Below are 11,997 nucleotides of genomic sequence, written 5' to 3' on the forward strand. Positions count from 1 at the left end.
CACTCGGTGAGAGCATTTCCTGATAATTCGAGAAACAGACAGGAAAGTAGTCATCCATGGATACCTGGAATATTACGGAGTCATTAGATATCACAGATGTTCATGGACTTCCCCGGGTTTTCCGTGATCGCGGCCCGACGGGGATGCACCACGGCGTCATCGGCTCAGGAGACACGGGACGTCCGGAGCATTCCGTGCTAGGCGCCGCGCCATGAGCCGCATCTACCGTTCGCTTCCTCCCGCTGGTACCCGCATCGGTCTCGCCTTCTCGGGCGGTCTCGACACCCGCGCCGCCGTGGCCTGGATGTCCCGCAAGGGACTCGAGGTGTACGCCTACACGGCCGACCTCGCCCAACCCGACGAGAAGAACCCCGCCGATATCCCCCCCATCGCCCTGGGCCATGGCGCCAAGCAGGCGAAGCTCGTGGACTGCCGCGAGGCCATGGTGCGCGAGGGCCTCGTCGCCATCCAGTGCGGCGCCTTCCACCTGTCCGTGGGCGGCAAGAAGTACTTCAACACCACGCCGCTCGGCCGCGCCGTCACCACCACCGCCATCGTGCGCGCCATGCGCGAGGACAGCGTGCACGTCTTCGGCGACGGCAGCACCCACAAGGGCAACGACATCCAGCGCTTCTACCGCTACGGCATCCTCGTGGACCCGGCGCTCCACATCTACAAGCCCTGGCTGGATCCCGAGTTCGTCAGCGCCTTCGGTGGCCGCAAGGAGATGAGCGAGTACCTCCACTCGCTCCAGCTGCCCTACCGCATGGGCACCGAGAAGGCCTACTCCACCGACGCCAACGTGCTGGGCGCCACGCACGAGGCCAAGGATCTGGAGCACCTGAACAAGGGCATGAACATCGTGGAGCCCATCATGAGCGTGGCGCACTGGCGCCCCGAGGTGGACATCCGCGCCGAGCGCATCACCGTGGAGTTCGCCCAGGGCCTGCCCGTGTCCCTCAACGGCAAGCGCTTCGACTCCCTCTTCGAGCTGTTCCTCGAGTGCAACCGCATCGGCGGACGGCACGGCCTGGGCTCGAGCGATCAGATCGAGAACCGCGTCATCGACGCCAAGAGCCGCGGCATCTACGAGGCCCCCGGCATGGCGCTGCTCCACATCGTCTACGAGCGCCTGCTGTCCTCCATCCACAACGAGAACACCTCGGACCTCTACTTCACCCTGGGCCGCCGCCTCGGCCGGCTGCTCTACGAGGGCAAGTGGTTCGATCCCGAGGCCCTGCTGCTCAAGGACTCGCTCACCCGGTGGGTGGCCCCCAGCATCACCGGCAGCGTCACCCTGGAGCTGCGCCGCGGCGACGACTACACCCTGCTGGATACCCAGGCCGAGCACATGTCCTACGATCCGAGCAAGCTCTCCATGGAGAAGGTCGAGGCCGCCTTCAACCCCGAGGATCGCATCGGCGCCCTGGAGATGCAGAACCTCTCCGTGAGCGACAACCGCAGCCTGCTGCTGCACCACCTCGCGAGCGTCCGCCGCCTGCCCGGCGCCACCGGCACCGGCATCGCGCAGTTGCTGGAGGAAGGCGAGGAGAGCTGAGCCGTTCCAGGGGCCTCCCGAGAGGGGGGCCCCGCGCGCCCGCTCAAGCCTCGCGCGAGAAGGAGCCGTACACCGAGACGAATCCCGTCGCCACCAGGCCCACCAGGAACAACACGGGCCCCCACGACAGGACGCCGTTGAAGATCATCCACGAGAGGCACACCACCAGCACCCCCAGGGGAGCGAAGCGCAGCGCCTCGGGACGTGGCACCTCCGGGCGCAGCGCCATCAAGCCCAACACCCCGACCAGCAGCAGCGCCATGAAGACGGACAGGGGCTGATCCCAGCCCGCGTCGTGCGGCATGTCGAGCAGGTTGTAGACGACGTCGGACGAGGCGGGCGTCTGGTCCATCACGCGCAATTGCGGCGGCCCCGCGCCGGGGCCCCGGATGGCCGCGGAGCTGTTCCCGGGCTCCCAGGAGAGGAACAGCGACAGCAGGCACAACGTCACGCCGGCGAGCGCCACGGGCGCCATTCCGACCCGCAACTGGCGCGGATCGAAGAAGCGGCTCCAGCCGTCCTCTCCCACGTACACCTTGCGGTACTGATCGAAGCCGATCAGCGCCGCGCCGCCCGCCCACAACACCGGGGTGACGCCCACGCCGAGCATCCGGATCGCCAGCACCGCCACCACCACCGCGTACAGCGCGGGCACCGCCGGGTGCAGCACGGAGTCGGGCACCCAATCCACCAACGTGTGCCGCTCGCCCACCGCGCGCAGCTCCCGCGCCACCACCAGCCATCCTCCCGCCAACGTCACCAGCGACCAGAGCGGTCCGACGTCCGCGAAGAAGGGGAGGATGGAGAGCACCACCGCCACCGCCAGCAGACCCACGCCCAGCACGCTCGGCGAGTGGGCCGGCACGTGCGCCAGCCAGAGGGGTCCATCGTAGGGCGGACCCCGAGGCGCCTCCGGCTCCGCGCGCTCCGGCTCCCGCGCGACGCGTCTGACCGGAGCGGGCTCGGGCTGCTCGTCGGTCTCATCTCCAGGAAGGGCGGCGCGCGCTGGTGCGGCGCGCTTCTCGGCCGGGAGGGCGGGCCGGGCGCCGGTGCGGCGCACTCCGGGCGGGGGCGCGGGCATCTTCGCCCCACAGTTCTCGCAGTAGCGCAGGGTGACGTCCCGCGCGATCTCTCCGCACTCCTGGCACTGCATGGGTATGGCCTCCGCTCCCCGGGCCCTTCACTCCGCCCCGAGCCGGAGCGGCGCCTGCTGACTCACTGCTTCGCGGTGGGCCCGTCCGCCGTCAACTCCCTCATCCACGTCGCCATCGTCTGCGGATCGATCGGGCCCACGTGCTTGCCGCGGATGATGCCCTGGCGGTCGATGAAGTACGTCTCCGGCACGCCCGCCACCCCGTAGTCCACCGCCATGCGCGAGCGCGGATCCACCAACTGAGGGAAGCTCGCGCCCATCTGCAACAGGAACTGCCGCGCGTTGTCCTCGGTGTCCTCGAAGACGACGCCCAGGAATCGGGCCTGGTGGCCGAATTCCCGCGCGCCCCAATCGAGCACCGGGTGCTCCATCTTGCAGGGGCCACACCAGGACGCCCAGAAGTTGAGCACCACCGGCCGACCCTTGAGCTCCGCCAGGCTCACCCGCTCGCCGCTGTCCAGCGCCGCCAGGGTGAAGGAGGGTGCCGGCTGGCCCTTGAGCATGAAGGGCACCTCGTGCGGGTTGCGCCCGAAGCCCTTGTAGAGCACTCCCACCAGCGCCAGACACAACACGACGAAGCTCAGTGTGATGCGCCACTTCATGCCGTCCCCCTGTTCATTTCACCCTCCGAGCCGGGAGGCGCGCTCGCCACGGGGGCGCGCGACTCCACCACCGCCCGGGCCCGGCGCGCCGGCCACAGCGCGATGAGCGTGCCGATCACCAGCAGGGGGATGCTCCACCAGATCCACCCCACCAGCGGGAAGATCCACGCGTTGAAGCTCGCCGTGCCCCGGTCCTCGGAGAAGGCCATCAACGACAGGTAGAGATCCTCCTTGGGCGTCGAGCGCACCGCGGGCGTGCCCACCGGGTCCGTCATCGTCTCGTAGTAGTTCATCCGGGGGGCCATCTCGGTGACCTCGCCGTTGGGCGCCGTCACCTCCACGCGCGTGGCCACGAAGGTGCGGTGCGGCTCCTTGCCACTCGCGAGCCCCAGGTACTTCACCCCGTAGTCGCCGATCTTCAGCGTCTGGCCCACGCGCACCGTGCCCGAGGTGCGCGTCACGTAGGCCGACGAGGCCCCCACCGCCACGAGGATGACGACGATGCCCAGGTGGACGATGTAGCCGCCAAAGCGTCGGCGCGCCTTGGTGGCACTGCCCATCAGCGCCTTGACGAAGCCCTCGCGGTGCTCGCTCATGCGCACCTTCACCGGCAGGAAGAGCTCGCGCAGGGTGATGACGGTGACGAAGCCCGCCAGCCCGAAGGTGAGCAGCGGGTAGAAGCCCCGCAGGCCCCCGGCGAGGCACGCGGCGACGATCGCCACGCCCACCGCCGCCGGAATCCAGAAGCGCTCTCTCACCGTCTTCGGATCCGCGCTGCCCCAGGGCAGCATCGGCCCCACGCCCATGAGGAAGAGCACCATGATGCCGCCGGGCACCGCCATCTTGTTGAAGTACGGCTCGCCCACGCTCACCTTGATGCCGCGCACCGCCTCGGAGATGAGCGGATAGAGCGTGCCGAGCAGCACCGTGAAGGTGATGGCCACGAACACCAGGTTGTTCACCAGGATGGTCGTCTCACGCGACAGGAGCGACTTGATCTGGCTCTCGGCCACCAGCAGCGGCCCGCGCACGGCCAGCAGCGTGATGGACACGAAGAGCAGGATCGCGATGAACACCAGGAACGTGGGCCCGATGTCCGACTGCGTGAAGCTGTGCACCGAGTTGAAGATGCCCGAGCGCGTCATGAACGTGCCCAGCACCGTGAGTACGAAGCTGGAGAGCACCAGGCTCAGCGTCCACAGCTTGAGCATCTTCTTGCGCTCGTGCACGAGCGTGGAGTGCATGAAGGCGGTGGCCGTCAGCCACGGCAGGAAGGACGCGTTCTCCACCGGATCCCACGCCCAGTAGCCGCCCCAGCCGAGCACCGCGTACGCCCACCACGCCCCGAGGATGATGCCGATGGACAGGAACAACCAGGCGAAGAGCGTCCAGCGCCGCAGGGGCGCCATCCACGCATCCCCCATCTCTCCGCGCAGCAGCGCCGCCACGGCGATGCCGAAGGGCACCGTCATGCCCACGTAGCCCAGGTACAGCATGGGCGGGTGGATGATCATCAGGTAGTGGTTCTGCAGCAGCGCGTTGGGGCCCGGCCCGTCCGGGGGCACCGGCGACATCGCGTGGAAGGGGTTGGCCGGCCCCGCGATGAGGAAGCTGAAGAAGACGCCCACCGCGAGCATGGTGCCCAGCGCGAGCGACATGTAGCGCGCGTGCTCGCGCCGGTGCGTGAGGGCGAACGCCAGCACGTAGCCGCCCATGATGAGGCCCCAGAAGAGGATGGAGCCTTCCAGCGCGCTCCACAGCGAGACGATCTTGTAGATCGTCGGCGTGGCGCGGCTGCCCACCTGCGCCACGTACTGGACGCTGAAGTCATCGGTGAGCAGCGCCCACTCCATGACGAGGTTGGCGCCCACCATGCAGGCGGCGAAGCCGTACACGCAGCGCAGCACCCAGGGGAAGGCCGCGTCGTTGCGGCGCATCCCGCTCACCAGTCCCACCAGCGCCCCGAAGCTCGCGAACGCGAGCCCCCCGAGCACCAGCGCGTAGCCGATCGTCGCCGTCACGGAGTCCTCGCCGCCGTGGTGGCTTCCTGCTTCTGCATCTCCTCGAACATCTTCTTCACGTCGTCATCCGTCTTGGGCGCCCGGTACTCGTTGGAGTGGTTCACCATGAGCCGGCTGCCCTGGAACGTCTGGGACGCGTCGAAGGTGCCCTCCACCACGACGCCGATGCGCTCGCGGAACATCTGCGGCGGCACCTCGTTGGTGCGCACGAGCACCTGGGGCGCGCCCGGCTTCTCGTCGTCCATGACGCGGAAGTGCAGGGTGGTGTGCTGCTCGTCCCACTGGATGCTGCCCGGCTGCACCTGGCCACCCAGGCGGATGATGGGACCGTAGGCCTTGCTCCCCTGGGCCAGCATCTCCGAGGGCCGCCAGTAGTAGACGAGGTTCTCGCCGATGTTGCCAAAGGCCACCAGGGCCAGGCCGCCGCCGGCCACCAGCAAGGCCACCACGGCGATGAGACGGTTGCGCGTCTGCTGCGTCATGGCGCTACTCCTTCGACTCGTTCACGGCCTTGCCGGGACGGCGCAGCCACAGGGACAGGGCATAGAGCGCGAGCGAGCCCCAGGCGATGGCGTAGGAGCTCCAGATGTAGCCCCAGCCTCCCTGGATGCGACCCACGCCCACCTCGGCGAGCACGAGACCCGTGTGCATTGCCGACATCATCAAACCACCTCCGAGGGATTGGCGCGCGTGTCCGTGGGCAGCGCCGAGGGCAGGGCCACCTCCGCCTCGCGCGTGGCGAGGGCGATGCGGTAGCGGTGCAACAGGAAGAGCACCAGCAGAATGAGCGAGGCCCACGCGTTGACGCGCAGCGCCAGCACCATGTCCGGATCCACCGTCTTGGGCGTGGACTGCACCTGGTGCAGGCTGCGCCACCACTGCACGCTCTTCCAGACGATGGGCATGTTGATGCCGGAGATGATGCCCACCACCGAGCTCCACACCGCGCGCTTCTCCGGATCCTCCACGAAGCGGCGCAGCGCCGTGTAGCCCACGTACGTCACCAGCATGATGGCCATGGCCGTCAGCCGCGGATCCCAGTCCCAGTACACGCCCCAGGTGGGCTTGCCCCAGATGGAGCCGAGCACCAGGCCGTAGGTGCCGAAGAGCAGCCCGATCTCGGCCGCCGACTCCGCCAGCGCGTCCGTCTTCCAGCTCGCCTTGAACAGGTAGGCGATGCAGCAGCCGAAGTTGATGACCAGCGCCAGCATGGACATCCACATGGCCGGCACATGCACGTAGATGATGCGGTAGACGTGGCCCATCTCCCGCTCGGGCGGCGTCCAGACGAGCCCCATCCACGACCCCAGTGCCAGCAGCACCACCGCCGCCCCCGTCATGGCATAGAGCGCCGGCCGGGCGTTGAAGCGCGAGCCCACCGGCGCCCACTTCACGCCCAGGTAGATTCCCAGCGCGACGGACCCCAACGCCGCCGTCGTCGATACGAGCTGCAGCACCGTGTTCATGGCGATTTCAATCCTCGATGACCCGGGGGAAGAGCGCGAAGCCTAGCCCCCAATAAATCAGGTTGAACCCGGAAAGCAGCCCGAACCATGAGCCGAGCTGTTCCATGGGATCACCCTGGAGCACCAGCGACGTCGCCTTGGCGGCGGCGAGCAGTGCCGGAATGATGAGCGGGAACAGCAACAGCGGAAGCAGCACATCTCTTGCCCGCGCGTTGCTGGCGATGGCCGAATACACCGTGCCCGGCGCGCTGATGGCCATGCAGCCGAGTAGCAGGGTGAGCGCGAAGGGGAGGGGGCCCATGGTCACCTGCACGCCATAGAGCGCCACCATGACGGGGATGAGCAGCGCGCCCAGCCCCACGAGCAGCAGCGTGTTGCCCACCGCCTTGGACAGGAAGATGGCGCGCGCGTCCGCCGGGGCCAGCCGCAGCCCGTCCAGGGTGAGGTTCTCCTGCTCCACCCGGAAGGACTCGCCCAGGGCGAGCACGCTGGCGAAGAGCAGCGCGAGCCACAGGTAGCCCCCGGCGTTGCGCGCCAGGAGCTTCGTGTCTGGCCCCACCGCGAACGAGAAGAGCAGCAGCGTGGCGAGCGCGAAGAAGACGAGCGCGTTGAGGCGCGCGCGCGTGCGCCACTCGATGAGCAGATCCTTGGCCAGCAGGACTCCCACCGACCTCGGCAGGGAGATGGAGCGCCCGGGCCTCATGCCGCCACCGCCCGTCCATCCGACAGGTGGAGCCGTTCCTCGCACAGGCTCAGCCCCTGCTCGATGAGGTGCGTGGCCAGCACCACGGTGACTCCGGAGTCCTTCAGCTCGCCGATGATCTTCTCCATGGCCTGGATGCCCGCGGGATCCAGCTCTCCGAAGGGCTCGTCCAGGAGCGCCACCGCGGGCGATTTGAGCAGCAACCGGGCGATGGCCAGGCGCTTGCGCATGCCGGCGGAGAACTGGCGCACGGGGCTCTGCGTGCGCCTGGTCAGGCCCACCTTCACGAGCAGCGTGTCCGCCACGTCCGTGGGGGACTCCATCCCGAGCAGCCGCGCGAGCACCACCAGGTTCTGCCGGCCGGTGAGGTCCTCATAGAGGAAGCTCGCGTGGGACAGCAGGGCGACTTCGCGGCGCACGCTGTCGCGCTGGGCCACGCAGTCCAGGCCCCGCACCTCCACCCGGCCATGGGTGGGGGAGAGCGCCGTGGCCACCAGCCGCAGGAGCGTCGTCTTTCCGGAACCGTTGTGCCCGGTGAGCAGCAACGAGCGGCCCTGGGGCAGGGCATAGCTCAGGCGCGCGAGCGCCCAATGGCGGCCATACCGCTTGCTGACATCGTGGAGGGCGAGCGCGGGGGGCGCGGCGGGGGAGGCGTCCATCGGCGGGAGCGTTCGTAACTGGAAACTTCTTCGCACTCCAGCGAAAGCACCTCCGGCTGCCTGGATAGGAGACGGGATGCACGGCCACGGGACGGCGCCCTCCAGGGACAGGAGATCGCCCTGGGAGGGCACTTTCCCCCTCCCGTGCTCCTCCTTGCCCTCTCCCTACATCCGCCTACGAAGTGGAAGTTTTTTCAGTTTCCGCGACAGGATCCTTCATCCCGAGTGGTCCTGGAAGCAGGCAGGCAGCCCTGCACGCAGCCCCTTGTCTTCGGCGGAACGCATGCTCTTTCCGGCCGAAGACACCTTGGTTGCGCAGATCTCTCCGCGTGAACGTCATGGCGTGGGAACGGACTTACCCTTTGGTGGGACTCCCTTTCCCGGGACGGGTGGCTCCCGGGGATGGCACACCGTGTGCAAACCACTCGGGGCGAGAAGCATGCGGCGTCATCTGGAGAGGAATCAGCGATGGACATGCGAGGGGTTGTTCGGAGGGCGGTGAAGTCCGCGGCGGCCGGGGTGCTGCACCACAGTGGACTGCGCAAGGCGCTGGCGGCGTACCGGCGGCACCAGTCGGGTGGGCGACGGATCCTCATCGTCAGCTACCACCGGGTGGTGGAGGACTTCTTTGGTGAGCTGCAGCGCTCCATTCCGGGGTTGCTCATCTCCCAGGAGACGTTCCGGCGCCACCTGGAGGGCCTGTCGGCGGCGGGCTACAAGTTCGCGACCATGGGCGAGGCGCTGGACGTGATGTCCGGGGCCCGCACCGCGCACGAGGATCTGTGCGTCGTCACCTTCGACGATGGCTACCGGGACGTGTACCGCTACGCCTATCCCGTGCTGAAGGAGATGGGCGTGCCGGCCATCACCTACCTGCCGGCGGATCTCATCGGCACCAATCACCGCTTCAACCATGATCGGCTCTTCCACCTGGTGCACAGCGTCCAGGCCAGGGGCTACCAGCCGCTGTTCGACGTGCTGCCCGAGCCGGCCGCGGGGCTGATGGTGGAGGTGATGTCCGGGCGCAAGCGCCTGTCCGCGGCGCTCGATGACTTCATCGGCGTGCACTCCACGGCCACGCTCATGGACACCATCCGCGCGCTGGAGGAGCGGCTCGGTCCAGACGCGCCGCTGATGCCCGAGCAGGGTGATCTGATGGACTGGGACGAGGTGCGCACCATGTCGCGCGACGGCTTCGAGTTCGGCGCGCACACGCTCGGCCACGTGGTGCTCACGCACGAGCCGCTCGACGTGGTGGAGCGCGAGGTGCGCGAGTCCAAGGCCGTCATCGAGCGGGAGCTCGGCAAGCCCGTGCGCGACTTCGCCTACTGCAACGGCTGGTACTCGGACGACGTCATCGACGTGCTGATGCGCAACGGCTTCCGCTCGGCCGTCACCACCGAGGACATGAACAACCGCATCGGCGGCAACCCCTTCACCCTCAAGCGCAAGGTGCTGTGGGAGAACTTCAGCGTGGGTGTGACGGGCGGCTACTCGTCGAGCCTCACGGTGTGCCAGTTGGATGACTGCTTCGGCACGCTCGGCATGCGCGAGCCGGTGCTGGGCCGGCGCCCGCAGCGCCTCAAGAAGGAGGGGCAGGAGGTCCTTGCCTCCGGGGCCAACACGCCCAATCCCATCATCATGACGGAAGGAGCCGCGTGGTGAGTGAGAAGTCGGGGTCCGCCGCGCCCGCCGCTTCCTTCATGGGAAAGGCGGGCCCCTTGGTGTTGGCCCGGTTGTTCACCGCCGGGCTGACGCTGTCCATTCCCCTCGTGCTGGCGCGGGTGCTGAGCCTCGAGGAGTATGGCACCTACTACCAGCTGTTCCTCATCGCCACGACGCTCTACTACGTGCTGCCCTTCGGGGTGGTACAGAGCCTCTACTACTTCCTGCCGCGCGCGGAGGAGAAGCGGCCGTGGCTCGGGCAGACGCTGCTCTTCATGTCCGGTGCGGGGGCGGTGGCCGCGGCGCTGGTGTGGGGATTGCTCGGCCTCGTCGCCAACCACTTCGGCAACCCGGCGCTGCTCGAGCACCGGGGGACCCTGGCGCTCTATACCGCCTTCCTGCTCGGCTCCTTCCCGCTGGAGATTTCCCTCACCAGCCAGGGCAGGACGAAGCAGTCGGCGATCGTCTATCTGGTGTCGGACGCCGTGCGCGCGGCCGCCATGGTGGTGCCGTGCCTGTTGGGCGCCGGCCTGCATGGGATGATGCTGGCGGTGGTGGGCTTCACCTTCCTGCGCTACGTGGCCACGTGGGTGGTGGCGCCGAGGGGCACCACCGGACCGCTGGCGCGCGCGGAGCTGTGGCGTCAGCAGCTCGTCTACGCGGCTCCCTTCGGGGCGGCCATGGCGCTGGCGATTCCGCAGCAGAACGCCCACCTCTATATGGTGGCGGGTGTGGTGAGCCCGGCCCTGTACGCGCTCTACCGTGTGGGCTGCTTCCAGTTGCCCGTGGTGGACTTGCTGTACACGCCCACGAGCGAGGTGCTCATGGTGCGCCTGGGCGAGCTGGAGAAGCAGGGCCGTCTGGAGGAGGGCGTGGGGGCGTTCCGCGAGGCCGCGGGCAAGCTGGCCTTCCTCTTCCTGCCCTTCGCCGCGTTCCTCTTCGCCGCCGCGCCCGAGTTCATCGGGGCATTGTTCGGCGCCAAGTTCCTGCCCGCCGTGCCCATCTTCCGCGTGAGCGTGGTGGGCGTGGTGCTCGCCATCCTGCCCATGGACGGGGTGCTGCGAGCCCGGGGACACACGCGGGCCATCTTCCTGTCCTACCTCATCAAGGCGGTGGTGACGGTGCCGCTCGTCTGGGTGGGGGTGCGCCAGTTCGGAATGATGGGGGGCGTGGTGTCGTGGGCCCTGGCGGAGCTGGTGGGCAAGTGCTCGCTGCTCGTCCGGGTGCCGGCGGCCCTGTCCACGCCGTCGCTGCGCCTGCGCATCCGGGACATCATCCCCTGGCGCGAGCTGGGCAAGGCGTCGCTCGCCGCGTTCGCCGCCGCCGCGGCCGTCTTCGTGCTGCGCCTGGGGACCGAGCATGCCTGGGGGGGACTGCCCGAGGGCTTCGTCTGGAGGACGCTGCCGCTGGCCGTGGCCGGGCTGCTGTTCGTGCTGGGCTACGTGGGTGTCCTGTACGCCACGGGCGTGCGGCCCCTCGGGCTGCTCGCGCGTGCCCGCCGCGGCGGGTGATCGCGCCGAGCTTCGACTACCCGACACCGGGAGGTTCAGGGGGACTCCCGGCCCTCGGGGGGCGTATCTAGCTTGGGGCTCTATTCAACAGGTTCAACAGGGGAGAGGCGTGATGGGGATCGACGCGATGTCGCTGTACCGGCTCGGACACAAGCTGCACCGGCGGGGCGTGCCTGTTCTTCCCGCGGTGCTGCGCAAGGCCATCCACTTCCTGCATGGCTCGTATCTCCCGCCCGAGGCGGAGATCGGCGAGGGGACGCAGCTCGGCTACGGTGGCATGGGCATCGTCATCCACAAGGACGCGAAGATCGGGCGCCACTGCCTCATCTCGCACCAGGTGACGGTGGGCGGCCGCTCGGGGCTCAAGGATCTGCCGGTGATCGGCGACTACGTGCGCATTGGCGCGGGCGCCAAGATTCTCGGCAACGTGCGCATCGGTGACTTCGCCATCATCGGCGCGAACGCCGTGGTGGTGAAGGACGTGGCGCCCGGCTCGGTGGTGGGTGGCATCCCGGCCCGGGAGATCCGCAAGGATCCGGATCCGCTCGCCACCTACGAGCGGGAGATGGGCCTGCGGCCTCCGATGGCCCAGCGCAACGAGGTGGTGCAGTCCATTCCTCCCGCCTCGTCCGCCGCGCGCTAGCGCCCGAGGAGAGAGT

The 11,997-nt window shown here is 68.5% G+C and carries 12 protein-coding genes; 4 read left to right on the forward strand and 8 right to left on the reverse strand.

Annotated features, from left to right (window positions below; translation table 11 throughout):
• Positions 1 to 211 precede the first annotated feature (211 nt).
• Positions 212 to 1,558, forward strand: coding sequence for an argininosuccinate synthase (argG, locus tag D187_RS39595; protein WP_002628999.1), 1,347 nt, complete (start codon positions 212 to 214; stop codon positions 1,556 to 1,558).
• 43 nt (positions 1,559 to 1,601) lie between these two features.
• On the opposite strand, the gene D187_RS39600 is transcribed toward argG, so the two are convergent.
• The 8 genes from D187_RS39600 to ccmA all read right to left on the reverse strand — a co-directional run bounded on the left by D187_RS39600 (position 1,602) and on the right by ccmA (position 8,162).
• Positions 1,602 to 2,711: a hypothetical protein gene (locus D187_RS39600; protein ID WP_002629000.1), complete on the reverse strand. Its 1,110-nt coding sequence runs from the start codon at positions 2,709 to 2,711 to the stop codon at positions 1,602 to 1,604.
• A 62-nt stretch (positions 2,712 to 2,773) separates the two neighbouring features.
• Entirely contained in the window at positions 2,774 to 3,313 is a 540-nt protein-coding gene (locus tag D187_RS39605) for a TlpA family protein disulfide reductase (protein WP_002629001.1), read from the reverse strand.
• Positions 3,310 to 5,334 carry a heme lyase CcmF/NrfE family subunit gene (locus D187_RS39610; RefSeq protein ID WP_002629002.1) on the reverse strand — a complete coding sequence of 675 codons (2,025 nt, stop codon included), beginning with the start codon at positions 5,332 to 5,334 and terminating at the stop codon, positions 3,310 to 3,312. The genes D187_RS39605 and D187_RS39610 overlap by 4 nt, the downstream gene beginning before the upstream one ends.
• A complete protein-coding gene (locus D187_RS39615; RefSeq protein ID WP_002629003.1) occupies positions 5,331 to 5,816 on the reverse strand; it encodes a cytochrome c maturation protein CcmE in 486 nt (161 codons plus the stop codon). Before D187_RS39615 ends, D187_RS39610 begins: the two co-directional genes overlap by 4 nt.
• 4 nt (positions 5,817 to 5,820) lie before the next feature.
• Positions 5,821 to 5,985: a hypothetical protein gene (locus D187_RS55970; protein WP_002629004.1), complete on the reverse strand. Its 165-nt coding sequence runs from the start codon at positions 5,983 to 5,985 to the stop codon at positions 5,821 to 5,823.
• A gap of 11 nt (positions 5,986 to 5,996) precedes the next feature.
• Positions 5,997 to 6,800: a cytochrome c biogenesis protein gene (locus tag D187_RS39620; protein WP_002629005.1), complete on the reverse strand. Its 804-nt coding sequence runs from the start codon at positions 6,798 to 6,800 to the stop codon at positions 5,997 to 5,999.
• A 7-nt stretch (positions 6,801 to 6,807) separates the two neighbouring features.
• Positions 6,808 to 7,503: a heme exporter protein CcmB gene (locus tag D187_RS39625; RefSeq protein ID WP_002629006.1), complete on the reverse strand. Its 696-nt coding sequence runs from the start codon at positions 7,501 to 7,503 to the stop codon at positions 6,808 to 6,810.
• On the reverse strand, positions 7,500 to 8,162 hold the full coding sequence (ccmA, locus tag D187_RS39630; protein WP_002629007.1) for a heme ABC exporter ATP-binding protein CcmA: 663 nt from the start codon (positions 8,160 to 8,162) through the stop codon (positions 7,500 to 7,502). The genes D187_RS39625 and ccmA overlap by 4 nt, the downstream gene beginning before the upstream one ends.
• A gap of 549 nt (positions 8,163 to 8,711) precedes the next feature.
• Between ccmA and D187_RS39635 the strand changes: the two genes are divergently transcribed.
• The 3 genes from D187_RS39635 (at position 8,712) to D187_RS39645 (ending at position 11,981) form a co-directional block, all read left to right on the forward strand.
• Positions 8,712 to 9,827, forward strand: a complete 1,116-nt coding sequence (locus D187_RS39635; RefSeq protein WP_063725078.1) for a polysaccharide deacetylase family protein — start codon at positions 8,712 to 8,714, stop codon at positions 9,825 to 9,827.
• Positions 9,824 to 11,338 (forward strand): lipopolysaccharide biosynthesis protein, encoded by a 1,515-nt coding sequence (locus D187_RS39640; protein ID WP_043433970.1) that lies wholly within the window; start codon positions 9,824 to 9,826, stop codon positions 11,336 to 11,338. Before D187_RS39635 ends, D187_RS39640 begins: the two co-directional genes overlap by 4 nt.
• A gap of 112 nt (positions 11,339 to 11,450) precedes the next feature.
• Positions 11,451 to 11,981 carry a serine O-acetyltransferase gene (locus D187_RS39645; protein WP_002629011.1) on the forward strand — a complete coding sequence of 177 codons (531 nt, stop codon included), beginning with the start codon at positions 11,451 to 11,453 and terminating at the stop codon, positions 11,979 to 11,981.
• Positions 11,982 to 11,997 lie beyond the last annotated feature (16 nt).

Origin of the sequence: Cystobacter fuscus DSM 2262 (genome assembly GCF_000335475.2) — a bacterium.
GTDB lineage: Bacteria > Myxococcota > Myxococcia > Myxococcales > Myxococcaceae > Cystobacter > Cystobacter fuscus.

Excerpts from the sequence above, each read along its gene's own strand:
- argG (WP_002628999.1), top strand. The coding sequence starts at position 212 with ATGAGCCGCATCTACCGTTCGCTTCCTCCCGCTGGTACCCGCATCGGT.
- D187_RS39600 (WP_002629000.1), bottom strand. The coding sequence starts at position 2,711 with ATGCAGTGCCAGGAGTGCGGAGAGATCGCGCGGGACGTCACCCTGCGC.
- D187_RS39605 (WP_002629001.1), bottom strand. The coding sequence starts at position 3,313 with ATGAAGTGGCGCATCACACTGAGCTTCGTCGTGTTGTGTCTGGCGCTG.
- D187_RS39615 (WP_002629003.1), bottom strand. The coding sequence starts at position 5,816 with ATGACGCAGCAGACGCGCAACCGTCTCATCGCCGTGGTGGCCTTGCTG.
- D187_RS55970 (WP_002629004.1), bottom strand. The coding sequence starts at position 5,985 with ATGCACACGGGTCTCGTGCTCGCCGAGGTGGGCGTGGGTCGCATCCAG.
- D187_RS39620 (WP_002629005.1), bottom strand. The coding sequence starts at position 6,800 with ATGAACACGGTGCTGCAGCTCGTATCGACGACGGCGGCGTTGGGGTCC.
- D187_RS39625 (WP_002629006.1), bottom strand. The coding sequence starts at position 7,503 with ATGAGGCCCGGGCGCTCCATCTCCCTGCCGAGGTCGGTGGGAGTCCTG.
- ccmA (WP_002629007.1), bottom strand. The coding sequence starts at position 8,162 with ATGGACGCCTCCCCCGCCGCGCCCCCCGCGCTCGCCCTCCACGATGTC.
- D187_RS39645 (WP_002629011.1), top strand. The coding sequence starts at position 11,451 with ATGGGGATCGACGCGATGTCGCTGTACCGGCTCGGACACAAGCTGCAC.